Origin of the sequence: Streptomyces sp. NPDC093094 (assembly GCF_044754345.1) — a bacterium.
Lineage (GTDB): Bacteria > Actinomycetota > Actinomycetes > Streptomycetales > Streptomycetaceae > Streptomyces.
The window spans coordinates 471,007-489,530 of the sequence record NZ_JBIVOX010000006.1; the positions used below are offsets into that span (position 1 = coordinate 471,007).

Consider the following 18,524-nt stretch of genomic DNA (forward strand, 5'->3'; position numbering starts at 1 on the left):
GCTACTGATCGCCTGCCAAAGGAGCGAGTGGAAACGGAAATTGACCATCCGTTCCCGGTCACTGCCTGCGGCATGTGCCGAATTGTTCCGGTGAGCCAATGCGGGCATGCCAAAGCGGTCCGCCCCTCCGTGGGGGCGGAGGGGCGGACCGGTGGGCAAGGCCGCCGGGTTACTCCTTGGGAGCACCGATCGGCTTGCCGTCGGGCGCCACGGCGTACCAGGTGCCGCCGACGCCTTGGCCGTTGGTGTCACCGGGAGCCTTGTCGCCGGCGAAGGTGTAGATCGGCCAGCAGTTGACCGTCTGCTGCTTCTGCCCGTCGGGACGGGTGAAGCTCATCAGGCCCTTCTTCGCGACGCCCTTGGTGTCGTTCGTGGCGACCGGCTCGACGACGGGCCACTTGTCCAGGCAGGCGTCGGTGCACGCCGAGACGGGCTTCGGCCATGCCTCGTCCTTCATGAAGCGGTAGACCGTCATGCCGTTGCGGTCCACGACGATCTCGCCGAGCTTCGGGTCCTTGCGGGTGGACAGACCGGGCAGCGAGGCCAGCGTGGCCTTCTTGCCGTCGGGGGCGAGCGCGAACCAGGTGCCCTTCACGCCCTGGCCGTTGGTGTCGCCGGGGTTGACGTCCTTGGCGTAGCGGTACGCGGGCCAGCCGCCCACGGTGAGCTGCTTGGTGCCGTCGGAGCGGGTCACCTCGCCGAGCAGTGCCGGGTCGATGCCCTCACCGGCGCTGGCGTCGTCCGAGAGGACCGGCGGCCAGGCGGTGGCGCAGTCGCCGTCGCAGTTGGTCTTGGGGGGCTCCGCGGTGTCCTGGTCGAAGCGGTACAGGGTGCGGCCCGCGCTGTCGGTGAGCATCTCGCCCAGTTCGGCGTCGGTCGCCACGGCGAGCTTGCCGGCGCCCTCGGCCGCGATCGGCTGGCCGTCGGCCGCACCGGCCCCGGCCGCCTGTCCGTCCGTGCCGCCGGTGCCGGCGTCGTAGCCACCACCGGTGGAGCCGTAGCCGGCGGCCGGGGCGGCCACGCCGGCCGCGCCCACGTTCTCGCTGGCCGACTTGGCTCCCTCTTCCTGACCGCACGCCGTCGTCAGCGCCAGCACGGCCACGGCACCCACCACGAACGAGGCGCTCCGCCAGGAGGTCTTCATTTCAACTCCCCACAGTCACAGAGATGTTGCAGCGTGCTGTCTTAGCCGCCGCACGGCATGAGGTACGCAGCGGGTCACGGCCGCGTTCAAGCGCGGCGAGGATTTCTTTTTCCGGGCCCGTCCGCCGCCGCGCGACGGCGCCGTTCAAACCCGGTGCGGGCACACGTCCCCCGTTCGGGGCAATCCTTCGCAGCCCGGGCGTACCAGCGGTCCGCGGGGCTCATGATCTCGGTCGTGCACCGACCCGAACCGACCTGCCGCGCCGCCGCCCTGCGGGCGCTGGCCCTGGTGACGCTGACCTGGGCCCTGGCGGGCGTGCCGGCCGGCGCGGCGGTGGCCGACGCCTGCGCCTACGTGTCGACGGGGCCCGGGGGCACGGAGGTGGTGGCGGTGGCGGGCGACAGCCACGTGGCGGTGATCGCGGGCGACGGCCACGCGGTGACGGCCGCGGGCAGCGGCCACGCGGTGGTCGCGGGTGACGGCGGGACAGCGGTCGTCGCGGGCGACGGCCCGGACCGGCCGGCGTTCCCGCCGTGTCCCGAGCCTCCGCCTCCTCCGCCGCCCTGCCCCGAGCCGACGCCCACACCCACACCCACACCGACACCCACGCCGACACCCACACCGCCGCCCCCGAAGCCGTCCCCCACGCCGCCGGAGCCGACGCCGACGCCCGAGCCGCCGCCCCCGCCGCCGAGGCCCCGGCCGACGCCGCCGCCCCTGGCACCGCCGGCGGCACCCGCGCCGCCGCCCTCCCCCACACCGGCACCCGCACCGCCGCCGCCCCCCGCACCGGCACCGACCCCCGCCCCCGCACCACCGCCGCAGCCGAGGCCGAACCCCGCACCGCGCCCCTCGGCGGCCGCGGTCAGCTACCCGCCGTACAAGGCCCCCGTACTGCGGCGGACCACGCGCCACGGCACCTCACCGCTCACCTTCGTCCTGCTCATCACCGTTCCCGCGGTGATCGCCGTGGCCGCGCTGCGGGCGCGCTGACCCCCCGGAGGCATGTGTTGCCGGAATGGCTTGTTCTCACCCTCGCGATGCTCGCCGCGTGCGCGGTGGTCGTCGCGATCACCCTGCTGCGCAACCGCGCGGCGCGCGACGACGAGGATCCCAGCGAGACCCCGGACGTCATCGAGTACATGACGATGTGGATCGGTGTGGTGTACGCCATCGTGCTGGGCCTCGCCATCGCGGGCGTCTGGGAGGCCCGCAGCGGCGCCCAGGAGCAGGTACGGGCCGAGGCCCAGGCGCTGCACGAGGTCTCGGAGCGGGTCCGGGTCTACCCGCCCGACGTCCGTGACCGGATCCGGGAGGATGTCAACGCCTATGTCGGACACGTCGTCACCGCCGAGTGGAAGCACATGGCCGACCACGACGAGGTGAGCGAGCGGGGCGAGGAGCTCCTGGCGCGCATCCGCCAGGACGTCACCGACTACGAGCCCCGCAACGACTTCGAGGCCCAGGCGTACCAGCCGCTGGTGGACCAGGTCGCCGCCGCCGACCAGGCCCGCAGCTCCCGGGCCACCTCGATCGGGGCGACGATGCCGGGGGTGGTGTGGTTCGGGCTGCTCGCGGGGGCCGTGATCACCATCGGCATGGTGCTGGCGCTGCAGATCCGGCGGACCCCGCGCGAACTCGTCCTCGCCGGGCTGTTCTCCGCGCTCATCGCCTTCCTGCTCTTCCTGATCTGGGACTTCGACGCGCCCTACAGCCGGGGCATCACCGCGTCGGCGGAGCCGTTCCTGCATCTGTTCCCGCACCTTCGGGGCTGACGGCCCTTCACCCTCGGTGCCCCCGGGGGCGGCCGCCACGCCGTCGCCGTCCCCCGGGCGGCGCACGCTCTTGCCCCATTCGCGCGACTGCGTTAGCGCACCTGTGCGTACCTTCCTAGCGTTTCGGTCATCGAGGTGCATTTCTGGCGCACGCGGAAAAGGTCCGCAGCTGCTCCTCGGGGACCGGAGGATTGACCATGCGCGCGATACGACGCGTCGCCTCGGCCGCACTGCTGGGCGTGACCGCCCTCGCCTGTTCCGCACCGGCCGCCGCCGCGAAGGGCGACCCGGACATCACACCGTTCGGCTTCAGCGTCCTGCCCACGACCATCGCCGCGGGCGGTCAGGTCACGCTGCGCGTCGACCGCGAGCTGGGCAGATGCAGAGGCAGCGTCACGGTGACGTCGGGCATCTTCGACACCGTGACCATCCGGCCGGGTCACTCCTCGGGCACCGCGGTGATCGACTGGGACGTCAAGATCGGCGCCATGTACCGGGTGACGTTCACCTGCGACGGCGTGAGCGGCTCCACGGACGTGAGCATCGCGGGCGGGCGCCCGGTCGTCCCCACTCCGGTTCCTCTGACACCGCACGGCGTGCACGCCGGCGAGGGCGGCAGCCTCGCCGGGTTCGACCTGAAGGAGATCGGGCTCGGTGCCGCGCTCATCGCGGGTTCGATCGGCGCGGCGTACCACCTCTCCCGCCGCCGCACCGGCGACGACGGCGCCTGACGGCACCCGTGACGGCTTCGCCCCCGGATCCTTCGACCGGGGGCGAAGCCGTATGTGCGCTGTGGATGACGTGGATCGGGGGACGAGGGCGCGGTTCTCCCGGTTCAGGCGCGCTTCTCGGCTCGGCGGCGCATCCAGAACACGCCGCCGCCGATCGCCGCCAGCGCCACCAGACCGCCGCCGATGGCCATGTCGGTCGGGGTGGCACCGCTGGTGCTGCTGCCGCCGAGACCACCGCGCACACCGCCGATGACGGTGAAGGCGTTGTCCCGCGTCAGCGGCTGACGGCCGGTGCAGTGGACCGTGATGCTGTACGGGCCGGGGCTCGCGTCGTTGTTGACGGTGGCGGTGCCCCGCGCGGTCTGGTTGGGACCGTTGACGGGTTCGAGCCGGGTCGCCGGGAAGGCGTGCGACGTGGCGGTGCCGCCCCGCGGGCAGCCGTCGACGCTGATGGTGAGCTGGCCGCCCCGCGCGATGACGCTGGGCAGCGCCACGATGTTGCTGGAGACGTTGGGGAAACCGTTGCCGCCGCCGTGGCCGAAGCCGTTCCCGCCGTTCCCGCCGCCATTTCCACCGCCGTTCCCGCCGCCGTTTCCGCCGCCGTTCCCGCCGTTCCCACCCCCGTTGCCGCCATTGCCGCCATTGCCGCCATTGCCGCCATTGCCGCCGGCACCGTTTCCGCCGCCGTCGCCGCCGAAACCGTTGCCGCCGTTGCCGCCGCCGAAACCGTTTCCGCCGTTTCCACCGCCGTCGTCGCCGCCGTTGTTGCCTGCGCTGTTGCCGCCGCTGTTGCCTCCGCCGTCCCAGGCGACGGCCGTGGGGGCGGCGAGTCCGAACGCGGCGACCGCGACGGCCGAGACCGCCAGGGCACGAGAGTTGCGCATGTGATCCTCCGCGGAAGGCGCCCCGGGGCCCGTCCCCGGTCGATCGGCGAGAAAACGCCTCCCGCAGACGACCCTCAGACGCCCTGCACGCGCCCGCATTTCGGCAATGGTCCGTCCTGGTGAGGCGACACGCCGAAGGAAAACCGCACAATCGGATATTGCCGCAGGTCACGGACCGTCAGAAAATTCCTGTTCGGCGCTACTCGGATGGCGCACCGGGACTCTTCCGCATAACCCGTTCGTCTCCGCACCCGTCGCCGGTTCCGCGCGCGGCACTTAGCGTTCTCGTATGCGCGAATTGACGTGGCGACGGCCGCGTCGAGAGGGGATGGCGAATGTCTGCGTCCGAGCTGGCCGAACTGGCCGAAGAGGAGGAGCGGCGGAAGAAGCGCGCCCCTTGGGGCGTGATAGCGCTGGTCCTGCTGACCGGCCTCGCGCTCATTCGCAACGGGTCAGGGGAGTTCGACGTGGGCCCGCCGCAGCCGGCGTCCGCCGCGGCCGCCGACAGCCGCACCGCGCCGGGCGGCCTCCTCGGACGGGCCCCCGACGCGCTGCCGTACTCCGTGCCGGACCGGGTGCGGATCCCGGCGATCCAGGTCGACGCGCCGGTCATGTCCGTGGGTCTGGACTCGGACGGCTGGGTGGGCGCGCCGCCGCCGGAGGATCCCGATCTGGCGGGCTGGTTCACCGGCGCGGTGACCCCCGGCGAGAAGGGCACGGCGGTCGTCGTCGGGCACGTCGACAACCAGCAGGGGCCGGCCGTGTTCTACGGTCTCGGAGCCCTGAAGAAGGGAAATCGCGTCGAGATCGCCCGCCAGGACGGCAAGACGGCCGTGTTCGAGATCTACGGCATCGAGGTGTTCGAGAAGAACAACTTCCCCGGCGACCGCGTGTACGCCTCCAAGGGCGCCGCGGAACTGCGGGTGATCACCTGTGGCGGCGGCTTCTCCAAGCAGAACGGCTACGACGGCAATGTCGTCGTGTTCGCCCGCCTGGCCGAGGTGCGCTGAGCGCGGCCCCGGCCGGGCGGGCCGTGGCGCTCAGGCGTACTGCCGGCGCGGCACCGTGAGGTGGTACCCGGCGTCCAGGAGCTGCGGCAGATAGGCGCGCAGCGCCTTCACGCTCTGGGAGCGGTCGCCCCCGGCGTCGTGCGAGAGCACCACGACGCCGGGGGCGGCGCCGTTCTCGACGCGGCGGGTGATGGCGCGGGTGCCGGGGCTGGTCCAGTCGAGGGTGTCGACGGTCCAGGCGAGCGGCTCCATGCCCAGCTCGGCGCCGAGCTGGAAGACGGCGCGGTTCCAGGCGCCGTAAGGGGCGCGGAACCACTCGGGGCGGTCGCCGTAGCCCTCCTCGATGACCTCGCAGGTACGTTCCATCTCCTCGCGGATCCGGGAGCGGCTGAGCCGGGTCAGCAGGGGATGGGACCAGGTGTGGTTGCCGACGACATGGCCCTCGTCGGACATCCGCGCGAGCAGGTCCTGGTGGGAGGAGGCCATTTCCCCGCACACGAAGAACATCGCGCGTACGTCGTGGTCGCGCAGGGTGTCGAGGATCTCGGGGGTGTAGCGGGGGTCGGGCCCGTCGTCGAAGGTCAGGACCATGGTCCGGCCGCGTCCGGAGATCTTCAGCAGCGGCTCGTGGCGCACCGGGGTCCTGCCGGGGACCGTGCGGGGCGGGCCGTAGCCGGTGAGCGGCTGGAGACGGTACGCGGACGGCTTGAGGGGGACCGCGCGGGCGGGGGCTCCGGCCGCGGGGGGCGGGGGCGCGGCGGGCTCGCCCCCCGGTGTCAGCAGACCGGCCGTGCCCGCGGCGGCCGCGCCGGCGAGCAACACCCGGCGCCTGGTGAACAACTGATCCTTCTTCATGACTCATCAGTCGCCCGGGGGAAGGGTGCCGCACCCCCGTGCCACCGGTGCGGCGGTGCGATTGCACTCGCTCGGCCCAGTGGGCGCGGTCCGCGGCTCCCGGTACCGGACGGCTGCCGGAGGCAGGGGTTCCGACAGCCTCGGCGCCGTGACGGAACAGCATCGGTTCGAGCGGGGCACCGACGGGCCCGAGGTCGTCGTGGCCGGCGTGGACGGCTCGGACTCCTCGCTGCGGGCCGCGGCCCACGCGGGCGGTCCGGCCCGGCGGCAGCGGGCGCTGCCGGCCGTGGTGTACGTGCAGCCGGTGACGACGACGGGGGTGGCGCCGGGCGTGCCGGCGGCAGAGGCCACCGAGGCGGTCGCCGAGGACCTCGTGGCGCAGATCCGTGAGGCCGCCGAGCGGGTCAGGGGGACGTTCGAGGTGCGCCGGGAGTTCCACGCCTTCCGCGGCGACCCGTATCAACGGCCTGGTGCAGGCGGCCGACGAGCTCAAGGCGGACGCCGTGGTCGTCGGCGCGTCCGGGCAGGCCGGCCACCGCACCGCCGGGTCGGTGGCGATCCGGCTGGTGAAGGCCGGGCGGTGGCCGCTGACCGTGGTGCCCTGAGCTTCTGCTACCTGGCCGTCACCAGGCCGTCCTTCGCCGCGCCGCGGCTGAGGACGACGTCCCGGATCCGGTCGCGCACGGACCGGACGTCCGCGCCCCGGGCGAGCGCGGCGTCGAGGTCGACCACCCGTCCGGCGTCGACGTCGAACAGCTGCGGGACGAACTCGGCCCGGGTGACCTTCCAGCGGCCGCCCGGTTCGGCGGGCGGGGCGAAGGTGAAGCGGCCGAGCGTGGACTGGTTGCCGCGCGGGTCGGGAAGGCCCTCGTGGTTGGTCATCTCGCCGGCGATCTGGTCGCCCATGCCGTAGATCACCCAGGTGCCGTTGACCTTCTCGTACGCCTGCGGCACATGGGCGTGGGTGCCGAGGATCAGGTCGATGTCGGGCCGGCCGCCGGTGCGGGAGGCGGTGAGGGCGCGGGCGAGCCGGAGCTGCTGCTCGTCGGGCTCGTCCTGCCACTCGGTGCCCCAGTGGACGGAGACGACGACCACCTCGGCGCCCGCCGCACGGGCCGCGCGGGCGTCGGCGACGATGCGCCGCTCGTCGATCAGGTTCACGGCCCAGGGCTGCCCGTCCGGCAGCGGGTAGCCGTTGGTGTCGTAGGTGTAGGAGAGGTGGGCGACGTCGGCCCCGCCGGCCCGCAGGAGGGTGACGGTGCGCGCCTCGCCCTCGGTACGGGCCGTGCCGGCGTGCCGTACGCCCGCCCGGTCCAGGGCGTCCAGGGTGCGCCGGATGCCGTCGGCTCCGTCGTCGAGGCTGTGGTTGGAGGCGGTGGAGCAGCCGTCGTAGCCGGTGGCGGCGAGGGCCCGGGCGACCTCGGGCGGGGACTTGAAGGCGGGGTAGCCGGAGTAGTCGCCGTCCGCCCCGTACACGGTCTCCATGTGACACAGCGCCAGGTCGGCACGTGAGACGACCGGTTGGACGCCGGCGAGCATGGGGCGGAAGTCGTAGCCCGTGCCGCCGGCGTCGTAGCGCGCCCGGTCGATGATCGAGCTGTGCGGCAGGACGTCCCCGGAGGCGACGAGGGTGAAGCCGCGGGAGGCGGCGCCGGGCGCGGGGTGTCCGGCCCGGGCGGGGGGTTCCCGGTGCTGGGCCTGGCAGGCGGCGCCCGCGGTGAGAAGGGCCGTCAGGGCGAGGGCGACCTGGCGTCTGCGTGCGATCATCCGTTCACCTCACATTGATCATATTTACCCATCAATAGGTACGAAGGTGAGAGGCCACGCAAACGGCCCGCCCGGCCCCTTTAACCCGTCCGGTCCGCGTGTACGGGGCTGTCCGGACCGTTCGTCGAACCGTTCGCCGACGCGTTCGACCGTCCGCCGCACATCCCTGCGCGCTCCCTGTCCTGCCGCGCGCCCCTGCGGTGCCATACGGCCATGACGGCCGCCACCACGCTCACTCCCGGGACGACGACCGCCGAGCACGAGCTCGCCGCACTGCAGCGGGAGCACGGCCGGCCCCTCTTCGCGCTGCTTCTGCGGCTCTGCGACGGCGACCGGCAACGCGCCGAGGACCTCGTGCAGGAGACGCTGGTGCGCGCCTGGCAGCATCCCGAGGCGCTGCGTGCCGACGCCTTCACGTCCGTACGGCCCTGGCTGCTGACCGTCGCCCGGCGGCTCGCCATCGACGCGCGGCGGGCCCGGCAGGCACGCCCGGCGGAGGTCGGCGACGCCGTCCTGGACAGCGCCGGGGTGTGCGCCGACCACGCCGAGCGGTCGGCCGCGACGGTCGATGTGCGCGAGGCTGTGAAGACTCTCACTCCGGAGCACCGTGAAGTCCTGGTGCTGGTGTATTTCCAGGGGGCGAGTGTGGCGGAAGCGGCGCAAACGCTGGGGATCCCGCCCGGTACCGTGAAGTCGCGCGCGTACTACGCGCTGCGCGCCCTGCGCCGGGTGCTTCCGGGATACGCGGCCGACCTGCGCTGAAACCGACTGCCGGGTCAAGCCTCCGTAAAGCGCCTTGCCCAGGACCCCGGTTGAGTAATCGGCTGTCCTCATCCGTTTTCCGGATGGGCCCCCGACACGACGGGGCCGGGGCCGGGCGACGCGTACGCACCGGAGGAAGGCAGGAAGGGATGCTGCACAGAGGTCAGAGCACGGACGGCCAGGGCGGCGGGGAACTCACCGTCCCCATGGCCTGGTTGTACGCCGAGTACATCGCCGACGAGCTGCTGCGCTCCGGCGACCTCATGCCGCCGACGTCCTTCGAGTTCCGCGCCGGCCGGGACGCGCTGGCGCTCACCGTCTTCCTGTCCGACACCGAGGGCGAGCTCTCCGGGATCCGGGTGATCACCCAGCTGGAGACATGGCTGTCGCTCACCGCGTACGACCAGCCGTGGCAGGACTGGGTGCGTGAGCGGATGGCCGAGCTCACCGAACAGGCGGCCGCGGCCGGGGGGCCGGTGCCCGATCTGGAGCTGGCCGCCGCCGCCTGGCGCTGGCTGGAGGAGACCGAGCTGCTCGCGCCGGACCTGAACGCGGTGCCGGGCGGCACGGCGGGCGAGGAGGAGGGGCCCGAGGTGTGGACCCCGGCCTGGCAGCTCGGGCTGCCGCTGGGGCACCTCGCCATCAGCCTGTTCTGAGCCTTCGTCCCACGGGTTCGGGTCCGATTCCGACTTTTTTCCGTCGGCGACCAATCCGCGGGCCCGAGGGCTCCGAATCCCCTGGCGCCGATTCCCGCGTGACTTGAGTGATTCGGCCGTCCGGTGCGTACGGATGGGAGCAAGGAGTAACCCCACCCGCACTCAACGGCACGAGGATTCGGCATGAGGTCCCTGGAAAGGCATCGCGACGTCGCCGCCTACGCGCTCGGCGTGCTGGACGAGGCGGAGTCCTTCCGCTTCGAGGACCACCTCATGGAGTGCCCTCAGTGCACCGCTCATGTGACCGAGTTCGGGCCGGTCACACGGCAGTTGATGCTCTACCGGCGCGCGACCCCGCGCTCGGTGCACCCCATGGCGGGAGCGGGCGCACGGCTGCTGGACCGGCTGCTCGGCGAGGTGGCCGCCCGCCGTCGCGCCGGACGCCGCAGGGTGCTGTACGCCGTGGCGGCCTCCGTGGTGCTGGCCGTGGCCGGGCCCACGATCGCGCTGACGGCGGGCGGGGACGGCGGCGCGGTCCGCGTCTCGGCGACCGACGAACGCTCCGGTGTGTGGGCGCAGGTGACCACCGAGGACGAGCCCTGGGGCAGCCGGGTGGACCTGGAGGTCAAGGACGCGGCCGGTCCGCGTTCCTGCCGGCTGGTGGCCGTCGGCCGCGACGGCTCCGAGGAGACCGTCACCAGCTGGAAGGTGTCCACGCACGACGCCCGCCCGAACGAGGTGGAGGGCGGCTCCGCGATGCACCTCGGGGACATCGTCCGCTACGAGGTGCGCACCGCGGCCGGGGAGCGGCTCGTCGCGATCCCGGCCTCCTGATCCTCCGCCGCCCCCCGGCAGGCGCGGCTCAGCCCGTGAAGTCGACCTCCGCCGTGGTCACGGTGCCCGCGGCGCGGCCCGGGGCGCTCTGGCCCTTCCAGTAGAAGTTGGTGTGCGCGATCACCTGGGCCGGGGCCGGGGCCCCGTACGCGGTCAGGTCCTCCGTGGTGTGGGCGTCCCCGACGAGGAAGACGTCGTAGCCGCGGGTGAAGGCGCCGTGGACGGTCGAGCGGATGCAGGCGTCGGTCTGCGCGCCCGTGACGTAGAGCCGGCCGATCCCCCGCCCCGCCAGCACCTCCTCCAGGTCGGTGTCCTCGAAGGAGTCCCGGTAGCTCTTGTGCACGACGGGCTCGGGCTCGCGGCGCACCAGCTCCGGCACGAACTCCCAGCCCTCGCTGCCGCGCCGCAGCTCCTCGTCGGAGTGCTGCACCCAGACCACGTCGACGTCCTGCGCGCGGGCCCGGTCGACCAGGGCTGCGATGTTGGCGGCGACGCCCTCGCGGTCGTGGACCGCCGTGACGACGTCGTTCTGGAAGTCGATGACGAGCAGCGCGCTGTTCGGGCGGTCGGGCAGGGTGGTCACGGTGCCTCCCGGGTCGGAAAACCTCACCTGTGGATCATGTGCCGCCAGCCTAGGACACCCCTCCGGCAGCGGGCCCGGCGCACGAGGGCGGCCCGCTTCGGCGGGACGGTCCGCGGGCCGCTCCTCCTCCCCGCCCTCAGCCGGTCCGCGGCCCCGCCCCGGGAACGTCCGGCCGCCCCGGCGGGCGCCGCGGCCCCGGGGAGTCCCGGCGTACGTCCGCGGTGCCGTCCGGGACACGGGCGCTCACGTCTCCTGCGGCACCTCGAACTCGCACCACACGCACTTGCCGCCGCCCCGGGCCTCCACGCCCCAGTCGTCGGCGAGCAGGTCCACCAGGAGCAGACCGCGGCCCGAGACGCCGGACTCCCCGGCCTCGCGGCGGCGGGGCAGGGCGCTGGAGGAGTCCTCGACCTCCACGCGCAGCCGGCGGCCGCCGGCGAGGGCCCGCAGGGTGACGATCGCCGCGCCCTCGGTGTGCATCAGGGCGTTGGTGATCATCTCGTCGGCGACGAGCTCGATCTCGTCGGCGCTGTCGAGGACGCCCCAGGAGCGGACGGCGGTACGGATCATGCGCCGGGCCTCGCGCAGCGCCTCCGGGTCGCCGGAGGCCACATGCTGCTGGAGCCGGCCCCCTCCGCCCTGGGGCACGTCCTGGCCGCGGCGGTGCAGCAGGAGCAGCGCCACGTCGTCGTCGCCCCCGCGTTCCTCGGCGAGGTCGATGAGCATGTCGGCGAGACGCCGTACGTCCTGCGGGCCGGAGGCGATCAGCCCGGCGAGGGTGCGCATGCCGTCGGCGAGGTCGGCACCGGGCTTCTCCACCAGGCCGTCCGTGCACAGCAGCAGGGTCTGCCCGGGGTCGAGCTCGATCGTGGAGACCGGGTACTCCAGGCTGCCGAACTCCGCGGACAGGCCGAGCGGCAGCCCGCCCTCGACGGGGACACGTCGGCAGGTCCCGTCGGTCTGCCGCACGAGCGGGTCGATGTGCCCGGCACGTACCGCCTGGACCACTCCGGTGGCCAGGTCCGCCTCGGCGTACAGGCAGGTCGCGAAGCGGTCGGTGTCGAGTTCGTGCAGGAAGACGGAGGCACGGGCCATCACGGTGGCCGGGGTGTGGCCCTCGGCGGCGTAGGCGCGCAGCACGATCCGCAGCTGGCCCATGACGGCGGCGGCGTGGGTGTCGTGGCCCTGGACGTCGCCGATGACCGCGCCGACCCGGCCGCCGGGCAGCGGGATGAGGTCGTACCAGTCGCCGCCGATGTCCCGGCCGATGGCGCCGCCGATGGAGGCGGCGCGATAGCGGACGGCGACGTCGGCGCCCCGCACGCTGGGGATCGTCCGCGGCAGCATGGCCTGCTGGAGGCCCTGGGCGATGTCCGCCTCCTGCTCGTAGAACATGGCCCGCTGGAGGCTCTGGGCGATGCTGCTGCCCATGGCGACGAGGATGTTGCGCTCCTCGCCGCTGAAGCCGCGCCGGTTGTTGTAGAGCAGGCCCATGGCGCCGATCGGGCGGGCCTGGACGATGAGCGGCAGATACGCGGCCGAGGTGATCCGCAGGTCGGTGATGTGCGGCCACAGGATCGGGTAGCCGGCCGCGAACTCCTCCGGCGACTCGATGAAACGGGGGCTGAGGGTGCGGACCACCTCGCTCATCGGGTAGGGCTCGTCGATGCCGGTGACGTCGGTGCCGGGGACGAAGCTGCCTGTGGGGCCCTCGGCGATCAGCCGGATGCGGCCCGCCTCGACCAGGCCCAGGACGAGGCTGGTGGCGCCGAGATGGGTCAGCCCGCGGGTGTCCTTGACGACGTCGATGACGTCCTGGACGGTGCGGGCGTGGGCGAGGGCGGCCGTGGCGAGCTGGATGACGGTGGCCTGCTCGCGACGGGCGTCGTCGCGCACCAGGCGCTCGCTGTGCGCCTCGATGTCGGCGAGTTCCTGGGTGGCGTCGCGGACGATGCCGATGATGCGGCGCGGGCGGCCCTGCTCGTCGCGGCGGATGTAGCCCTGGGTGTGCGTCCAGCGCAGGGTGCCGTCGCGGGTGCGCAGCCGGAAGTAGGCGCCGTAGTTCTCGCTGCCGTTCTTCAGCGCCTGGGAGACCATCGTGTCCAGGCGGCGGCCCTCGCCGGGCGGCACGCGGATACCGAGGGTCTCGGGGCGGCCGTCGTACTCCTGGGGCAGCACGTCGAAGACCTCGTGGGCCTGGGCGTCCATCACCATCAGGCCGGTGTCCAGATCCCAGTCGAAGCTGCCCATGCGGTTGAGTGCGAGCACCGCGTTCGCGTGGACGGGCCAGTCGTCCGGGAGTGACAGTTCGTTCGCTCCCCGATCAACCATGGGCCCACCTTGCCAGTATTTGCCCGATTCTTCGAGTGGGAGCCGCCTGGCCGGGCGGCCCCGCGGAAGGCGTGCCGCTCACCCGTCGAAGACGTCGGCCGGGCCGCCGGAGACGCTCTCGGTGCCCGCGCGATCGTCGGGGATCAGGCCGCCGCCGTCGGGGACGTCGGGGCTGTCGGGAACGGCCTCGGGGCCGACGTCCCCGGAGGTCTCGTCGCCCGGTGCCGTGCCCGTGCCGGGCGGACTCGGCGGCTCGGCCGGCGGGGGTGCGGAGGTCGCCGCCGCGCTCGGGCAGCCCGTGGCCGCGGGCGATGCGGCGGGGCGCGCGGCACCCGGGGTGACGGTGACCGTCGGGGCCGCACAGCCGGCCTGCGCCGCGGACGGCACCGAGGAATCGGGCGGTGCGACGAGGTCACGGGGGTACGGCCGGGACGTGCCCGGACTCGGACTCGGACTCGGGCTCGGGGTGCCCGCCACGGACGTGAGCGGGACCGGCGTGCCCGGGCTCGCCGGGTCGCTCGGGGCGGGTGGCCGGGTCGCCCACGCGGGCGGCGGCACGGACCGGTCGTGGCGGGTGTCGTGGCCGCAGCGCCGCTCGATCCAGGTGCGGCCGGCGATGTCGACGATCGTGATCCCGGTGACCGCCCGGGGCGCCGGAGTGACGACGACGACCTCGGCGGGCCGGTAGCCGGACCACGAGGTGCCCTCGGTCACCGCCGCCGGACCGCTCCCGGCCGGCGGCAGGAGCGGGTTGCCGCAGGCGCAGCGCACCCGGGGCACGCCCCTGGTGTCGACGAGGACGGCGGTGCCGGCCTGGAGCACCGCCTGGTAGCCGGTCGCCCGGCCGTCCTTGTAGCCGTGGTTGCCGACCCTGGTGTCGGCCCGCAGCACGACCGGGGTCAGACCGCGCAGATAGCCGGGCAGGTCCCGCGGGGCGACACCCTCGACGGCGGCGAAGGCGCCGGCCCTGGCCGGGTCGGCGGTGAGGTGGCCGATCTGCCGCCGCACATCGCAGCTGCCGGTGCGCGGGGTACCCGCGTACAGGCCGGGCGTGGTCCCGGAGACGGACCGCGGCGCGGCGACGGCCGCCTGCCGCCGGGGCGGGGACGGGACGGGCGACGGCTGCGGCGACGGGATGTCCGTGGAGGGGGTGAAGGGGTCGGGTCCCCGTACGCCGGCCGGCTGGAGGACGACCCCGCCGCCCGCCGCGCCGGGGCCGTCGTCGCCGCAGCCGGTGGAGAGGAGCACCGTCGAGAGCGCGCAGGCGACGACGAGGGTTCGGATGGGTGACCCGGGTGAGCGCACCACGTTCTCCCGCCTGAATTCGGGCAATACCTCACCATTGTCTGCTTCACTCGCTCGAGTGACGCAAGCGGAGCGGGTGACGACGCACCGTGACCGGGGCACGGTGGACAAGGGGCGGAAGATGAGGAGCGACGGCCTTGGACTGGTTCACCGCACCCGACTACTGGCTGAGCCGGCTGGTCTTCCAGCGGGCGCTGGCCGCCGTGTATCTCGTGGCCTTCCTGACGGCCGTGCTCCAGTTCCGCCCGCTCATGGGCGAGCGCGGGATGCTTCCGGTGCCGCGGTTCGTCGCCCGGGTGCCGCTGCGGCGGGCGCCGAGCCTGTTCCAGCTGCACTACTCCGACCGCTTCTTCGCCGCCTGCGCCTGGGCGGGCTGCGCGGTGTCCGCGGCGCTGGCCGCCGGGGCGGACGGCCTCCTGCCGCTGTGGGGCGCGATGCTGCTGTGGCTGGTGCCGTGGGTGCTGTACCTGTCGGTCGTCAACGTCGGCCAGACCTGGTACTCCTTCGGCTGGGAGTCCCTGCTGCTGGAGGTCGGCTTCCTCGCCGCCTTCCTCGGCAACGACGAGGTCGCGCCGCCTGTCGTGGTGCTCTTCCTGCTGCGCTGGATCCTGTTCCGGGTGGAGTTCGGCGCGGGTCTGATCAAGATGCGCGGCGACGCCTGCTGGCGCAGGCTCACCTGTCTGGAGTACCACCATGAGACCCAGCCGATGCCGGGTCCGCTGAGCTGGTTCTTCCATCATCTGCCCCGGCCGTTGCACCGGGTCGAGGCCGCCGCCAACCATGTCGTGCAACTCGGCGTTCCCGTCCTGCTGTTCACACCGCAGCCGGTCGCGGGCGCGGCGGCCGCGCTGATGATCGCCACCCAGCTGTGGCTGGTGCTGTCCGGCAACTTCTCCTGGCTGAACTGGATCACCGTCGTGGTGGCCCTGTCCGCGATCGAGTTCCCCGCCGACCCGCCGTCCGTGCCGGACGCCCCCCTCTGGTACGAGGTCGTCGTGCTCGGCGTCGCCGCGCTGATCCTGTTCCTCTCGTACCACCCGGTGCGGAACATGATCTCCCGGCGCCAGGTCATGAACCGCTCCTTCGATCCGCTGCACCTGGTCAACACCTACGGAGCGTTCGGCAGCGTCAGCCGGATCCGCTACGAGGTGGTGGTCGAGGGCACGCTGGACGACGTGCCGCGCGCGGAATCCGACTGGAGGGAGTACGAGTTCAAGGGCAAGCCCGGTGATCCCCGGCACTGGCCGCGCCAGTTCGCGCCCTACCATCTGCGGCTCGACTGGCTGATGTGGTTCGCCGCGCTGTCACCGTCCTATGCGGGGGCCTGGTTCGGGGCGCTGGTGGAGCGGCTGCTGGAGAACGACCGGGACACGCTGCGGCTGCTGCGCAGCTCGCCGTTCCCGCCGGACACCGCGCCGCGCTTCGTGCGCGCCCGGCTGTTCCGCTACCGCTACACGACGTGGCGGGAGCTGCGGGAGACGGGCGCGTGCTGGGAGCGGACGTACGTACGGGAGTATCTGCCGCCGACCCGGCTGGACCGGCGGCCGTGACCGGCCCGGCGCTCCAGGGCTGCCCGCGCGCGGCGGGGCCCCGGAGGAGAGGGCCGTCGAGGGCCCTCACCGCGCCGTCTCCCCCGGTACGGGCGCCTCGGCGGGCAGCAGTCCGCTGTCGCGCAGTTCCTGCCACAGCTCGGCGGGCACCGGGGCGGCGAACTGGTGCGCGCAGTCGACGACCTCATGGGCCGAGCGCGCTCCGACCAGGACGGAGGCGACCGCGGGGTGGGCGGCGCAGAAGGCCAGCGCGGCGGCGCGCAGGGTGGTGCCGTGGCGGGCGGCGACGGACTTCAGCCGCAGCGCGCGGTGCAGCAGTTCCGGTGAGGCGGTGGCGTGGTTGTAGGTGGCGCCGGGCCTCGGGTCGGCCAGCAGGCCGGAGTTGAACGCGCCGCCGATGACGACGGAGGTGCCGCGGGCCTGGGCGGCGGGCAGCAGCTCGGTGAGCGCCTGCTGGTCCAGCAGGGTGTAGCGGCCGGCGCACAGCACCACGTCCACGTCGGTGTCGCGGACGAAGCGGGTGAGCATCGCGGCCTGGTTCATGCCCGCCCCGATGGCGCCCACCACTCCCTCCGCGCGGAGCTTCTCCAGCGCCGGGTAGCCCTCCCGGAACGCCTCTTCGGCATGGTCGTCGGGGTCGTGCAGATAGACGACGTCGACACGGTCGAGGCCGAGCCGTTCCAGGCTGTCCTCCAGGGTGCGCCGTACGCCGTCCGCGCTGAAGTCCCACACGCGGCGGTGGGTGGCGGGGACGGCGAAGCCGTGGGCGAGGTCGTCGCCGCCGCGGCCGGAGGGTTCCAGACGGCGGCCCACCTTGGTCGAGACGGTGTACTGCGTCCGGGGGCGTTCGCGCAGCGCGGCTCCCAGGCGGCGTTCCGACAGGCCGAGGCCGTAGTGCGGGGCGGTGTCGAAGTAGCGGATGCCCCGCTGCCAGGCCGCGGCCACGGCCTCGTGCGCCTGCGTCTCGGAGACCTCGGTGTAGAGGTTGCCGACGGCGGAGGCCCCGAAGGCCAGTTCGCTGACCTCGACACCGCTGGAGCCGAGGCGGTTCACCGGCTCACCGGCCGCAGCCGCAGGCCCTGCATGCCGCCGTCCACGGCGAGGGCGGTGCCGGAGAGCGGGCCGGCCGGGCGGGCGACGGCGGCCGCGGTCTCCTCGGCGCCCACCGGACGTCCGGTGGGGCGGCGGGCCTCCAGGGCGGCCCGTCCGGCGGCCGGGTCCCGGACGGCGTCCACGACGGCGCCGACCGCGGTGGCCCGGACACCGTCGCCGCGGCCGGCGGTGAAGGCGAAGCCGTGGCCCTCGGGTTCGCCGGGTTCGCCGGGTTCGCCGGTGCGCAGCACGACGCAGGCGGCGGAGCGGTCCGGGTCCGGGTTCGTCGCGTCGGAGCCGGCGAGGTCGCGGGAGGTGGGGAAGCGGACGTCGAAGGTGTCGACGGCGGTGATGCGGGCGGCGATCGCGGACACGGAGTGCCTTTCGGTTCCGGGGCATCGACGACCGCATGCTTATCAGACCAATCCGGGGCCATGACACCCTCCGGCCGGGCCAGATTGCCGCATTGGTCGGACCACCCCGCTGGCTAGACTGCGCCCACCGGTGACAGGAGGAACGGCGTGAACGCGATGCCGAGCGCCCGGGCGGACACCCCGCGGAAGGGCACGGTGACACAGCGCGCCATCGAGCGGATCAGGGCGATGATCGCGGAGGACCTGCTGGAGCCGGGCGAGCGGCTGCCGACCGAGCGGGAGCTCGCTGCCCGGCTGGGCATCTCCCGCAGCTCGATGCGCGAGGCCATCCGCGCGCTGACCGTGCTGGGAGTGCTGGAGGCCCGCCACGGATCCGGTATCTACGTCACCCAGTTGCGGGCCGGGGACCTGCTGGAGACCTTCGGCGTGGTCGCCGACCTGTCGCGCGGGCCCCGGCTGATGGAGCTGCTGGAGGTACGCCGGGTCCTTGAGTCGGCGGCGACGGCACTGGCCGCGGCGCGCATCACGCCCGGGCAGCTGGCCGCCGCCGAACGTCATCTGTCGGCCATGGACGCGACCGACGACCCGGACGAACTCCTCGCGCACGACCTGGCCTTCCACCGCGAGATCGCCCTGGCCGCCGGCAACGAGACCCTCGCCGCGATCCTGGAGGGGCTGTCCTGCCGCACCTTCCGCGCCCGGATCCTGCGCGGGCACCAGGGGGAGGGTGCCGTCGAGCGCACCCGCCGCGAACACGCCGCCATCCACCGCGCGCTGACGGCCCGTGACCCGGAGGCGGCCCGGGCCGCCGCAGCCGCCCATGTGGCCCAGGTGGAGGAATGGCTCCGGGACCGGCCCTTCCCCTGAGCCG

The 18,524-nt window shown here is 73.6% G+C and carries 16 protein-coding genes and 4 pseudogenes; 10 read left to right on the forward strand and 10 right to left on the reverse strand.

Features of this window, described 5'->3' with window-relative positions; all coding sequences use genetic code 11:
• Positions 1-169: 169 nt before the first annotated feature.
• A complete protein-coding gene (locus tag ACIQGV_RS15725; RefSeq protein WP_402494869.1) occupies positions 170-1,144 on the reverse strand; it encodes an SCO0930 family lipoprotein in 975 nt (324 codons plus the stop codon).
• Between the two features lie 234 nt (positions 1,145-1,378).
• On the opposite strand from ACIQGV_RS15725, the gene ACIQGV_RS15730 reads away from it, so the two are divergent.
• The 3 genes from ACIQGV_RS15730 to ACIQGV_RS15740 all read left to right on the forward strand — a co-directional run bounded on the left by ACIQGV_RS15730 (position 1,379) and on the right by ACIQGV_RS15740 (position 3,650).
• Positions 1,379-2,137: a hypothetical protein gene (locus ACIQGV_RS15730; protein WP_402494871.1), complete on the forward strand. Its 759-nt coding sequence runs from the start codon at positions 1,379-1,381 to the stop codon at positions 2,135-2,137.
• Positions 2,138-2,154: 17 nt separating this feature from the next.
• Positions 2,155-2,919, forward strand: a complete 765-nt coding sequence (locus ACIQGV_RS15735; protein WP_402494873.1) for a DUF4239 domain-containing protein — start codon at positions 2,155-2,157, stop codon at positions 2,917-2,919.
• 197 nt (positions 2,920-3,116) lie between these two features.
• Positions 3,117-3,650, forward strand: a complete 534-nt coding sequence (locus ACIQGV_RS15740) for a hypothetical protein (protein WP_402494874.1) — start codon at positions 3,117-3,119, stop codon at positions 3,648-3,650.
• Between the two features lie 104 nt (positions 3,651-3,754).
• On the opposite strand, the pseudogene ACIQGV_RS15745 reads toward ACIQGV_RS15740, so the two are convergent.
• Positions 3,755-4,156 (reverse strand): annotated as a pseudogene (locus ACIQGV_RS15745) (hypothetical protein); the annotation flags it as partial.
• Between the two features lie 713 nt (positions 4,157-4,869).
• Here ACIQGV_RS15745 and ACIQGV_RS15750 point away from each other — a divergent pair.
• Positions 4,870-5,544: a class F sortase gene (locus tag ACIQGV_RS15750; protein ID WP_402494875.1), complete on the forward strand. Its 675-nt coding sequence runs from the start codon at positions 4,870-4,872 to the stop codon at positions 5,542-5,544.
• A gap of 30 nt (positions 5,545-5,574) precedes the next feature.
• Here the strand turns inward: ACIQGV_RS15750 and ACIQGV_RS15755 are convergent, their stop codons facing one another.
• A complete protein-coding gene (locus ACIQGV_RS15755; RefSeq protein ID WP_402494877.1) occupies positions 5,575-6,399 on the reverse strand; it encodes a polysaccharide deacetylase family protein in 825 nt (274 codons plus the stop codon).
• Positions 6,400-6,547: 148 nt separating this feature from the next.
• Here ACIQGV_RS15755 and ACIQGV_RS15760 point away from each other — a divergent pair.
• A pseudogene (locus ACIQGV_RS15760) lies at positions 6,548-7,004 on the forward strand (universal stress protein).
• A gap of 7 nt (positions 7,005-7,011) precedes the next feature.
• Here the strand turns inward: ACIQGV_RS15760 and ACIQGV_RS15765 are convergent.
• The gene (locus tag ACIQGV_RS15765) at positions 7,012-8,166 is read right to left on the reverse strand and encodes a CapA family protein (protein ID WP_402494879.1); all 1,155 of its coding nucleotides are present in this window, start codon (positions 8,164-8,166) and stop codon (positions 7,012-7,014) included.
• A 213-nt stretch (positions 8,167-8,379) separates the two neighbouring features.
• Between ACIQGV_RS15765 and ACIQGV_RS15770 the strand changes: the two genes are divergently transcribed.
• The 3 genes from ACIQGV_RS15770 (at position 8,380) to ACIQGV_RS15780 (ending at position 10,418) form a co-directional block, all read left to right on the forward strand.
• On the forward strand, positions 8,380-8,928 hold the full coding sequence (locus tag ACIQGV_RS15770; RefSeq protein ID WP_402494880.1) for a sigma-70 family RNA polymerase sigma factor: 549 nt from the start codon (positions 8,380-8,382) through the stop codon (positions 8,926-8,928).
• A gap of 149 nt (positions 8,929-9,077) precedes the next feature.
• On the forward strand, positions 9,078-9,584 hold the full coding sequence (locus ACIQGV_RS15775) for a hypothetical protein (RefSeq protein ID WP_402494881.1): 507 nt from the start codon (positions 9,078-9,080) through the stop codon (positions 9,582-9,584).
• 183 nt (positions 9,585-9,767) lie between these two features.
• The gene (locus tag ACIQGV_RS15780) at positions 9,768-10,418 is read left to right on the forward strand and encodes a zf-HC2 domain-containing protein (RefSeq protein WP_402494883.1); all 651 of its coding nucleotides are present in this window, start codon (positions 9,768-9,770) and stop codon (positions 10,416-10,418) included.
• 28 nt (positions 10,419-10,446) lie between these two features.
• On the opposite strand, the gene ACIQGV_RS15785 is transcribed toward ACIQGV_RS15780, so the two are convergent.
• The 3 genes from ACIQGV_RS15785 to ACIQGV_RS15795 all read right to left on the reverse strand — a co-directional run bounded on the left by ACIQGV_RS15785 (position 10,447) and on the right by ACIQGV_RS15795 (position 14,664).
• Positions 10,447-11,001: a cysteine hydrolase family protein gene (locus tag ACIQGV_RS15785; RefSeq protein WP_402494885.1), complete on the reverse strand. Its 555-nt coding sequence runs from the start codon at positions 10,999-11,001 to the stop codon at positions 10,447-10,449.
• Positions 11,002-11,244: 243 nt separating this feature from the next.
• A complete protein-coding gene (locus ACIQGV_RS15790) occupies positions 11,245-13,332 on the reverse strand; it encodes a SpoIIE family protein phosphatase (protein ID WP_402494887.1) in 2,088 nt (695 codons plus the stop codon).
• 78 nt (positions 13,333-13,410) lie between these two features.
• Positions 13,411-14,664 (reverse strand): DUF6777 domain-containing protein, encoded by a 1,254-nt coding sequence (locus ACIQGV_RS15795; protein ID WP_402494889.1) that lies wholly within the window; start codon positions 14,662-14,664, stop codon positions 13,411-13,413.
• 110 nt (positions 14,665-14,774) lie between these two features.
• Between ACIQGV_RS15795 and ACIQGV_RS15800 the strand changes: the two genes are divergently transcribed.
• Positions 14,775-16,187, forward strand: a complete 1,413-nt coding sequence (locus ACIQGV_RS15800; protein WP_402494891.1) for a lipase maturation factor family protein — start codon at positions 14,775-14,777, stop codon at positions 16,185-16,187.
• 66 nt (positions 16,188-16,253) lie between these two features.
• Here ACIQGV_RS15800 and ACIQGV_RS15805 read toward each other — a convergent pair whose 3' ends face one another.
• From ACIQGV_RS15805 to ACIQGV_RS15815, 3 genes and pseudogenes are all read right to left on the reverse strand, one after another.
• Positions 16,254-17,240, reverse strand: coding sequence for an aldo/keto reductase (locus tag ACIQGV_RS15805; RefSeq protein ID WP_402494892.1), 987 nt, complete (start codon positions 17,238-17,240; stop codon positions 16,254-16,256).
• Positions 17,237-17,434 (reverse strand): annotated as a pseudogene (locus ACIQGV_RS15810) (short-chain dehydrogenase); the annotation flags it as partial. The gene ACIQGV_RS15805 and the pseudogene ACIQGV_RS15810, both read right to left, overlap by 4 nt.
• Positions 17,423-17,653 (reverse strand): annotated as a pseudogene (locus ACIQGV_RS15815) (fuconate dehydratase); the annotation flags it as partial. The pseudogenes ACIQGV_RS15815 and ACIQGV_RS15810, both read right to left, overlap by 12 nt.
• A 156-nt stretch (positions 17,654-17,809) precedes the next feature.
• Between ACIQGV_RS15815 and ACIQGV_RS15820 the strand changes: the two are divergent.
• A complete protein-coding gene (locus ACIQGV_RS15820) occupies positions 17,810-18,520 on the forward strand; it encodes a FadR/GntR family transcriptional regulator (RefSeq protein WP_402495005.1) in 711 nt (236 codons plus the stop codon).
• Positions 18,521-18,524: the final 4 nt, after the last annotated feature.

Coding starts and splice junctions, on each gene's coding strand:
- ACIQGV_RS15750 (WP_402494875.1), top strand. CDS start 4,870: ATGTCTGCGTCCGAGCTGGCCGAACTGGCCGAAGAGGAGGAGCGGCGG.
- ACIQGV_RS15725 (WP_402494869.1), bottom strand. CDS start 1,144: ATGAAGACCTCCTGGCGGAGCGCCTCGTTCGTGGTGGGTGCCGTGGCC.
- ACIQGV_RS15780 (WP_402494883.1), top strand. CDS start 9,768: ATGAGGTCCCTGGAAAGGCATCGCGACGTCGCCGCCTACGCGCTCGGC.
- ACIQGV_RS15770 (WP_402494880.1), top strand. CDS start 8,380: ATGACGGCCGCCACCACGCTCACTCCCGGGACGACGACCGCCGAGCAC.
- ACIQGV_RS15775 (WP_402494881.1), top strand. CDS start 9,078: ATGCTGCACAGAGGTCAGAGCACGGACGGCCAGGGCGGCGGGGAACTC.
- ACIQGV_RS15755 (WP_402494877.1), bottom strand. CDS start 6,399: ATGAAGAAGGATCAGTTGTTCACCAGGCGCCGGGTGTTGCTCGCCGGC.
- ACIQGV_RS15790 (WP_402494887.1), bottom strand. CDS start 13,332: ATGGTTGATCGGGGAGCGAACGAACTGTCACTCCCGGACGACTGGCCC.
- ACIQGV_RS15820 (WP_402495005.1), top strand. CDS start 17,810: ATGCCGAGCGCCCGGGCGGACACCCCGCGGAAGGGCACGGTGACACAG.
- ACIQGV_RS15765 (WP_402494879.1), bottom strand. CDS start 8,166: ATGATCGCACGCAGACGCCAGGTCGCCCTCGCCCTGACGGCCCTTCTC.
- ACIQGV_RS15740 (WP_402494874.1), top strand. CDS start 3,117: ATGCGCGCGATACGACGCGTCGCCTCGGCCGCACTGCTGGGCGTGACC.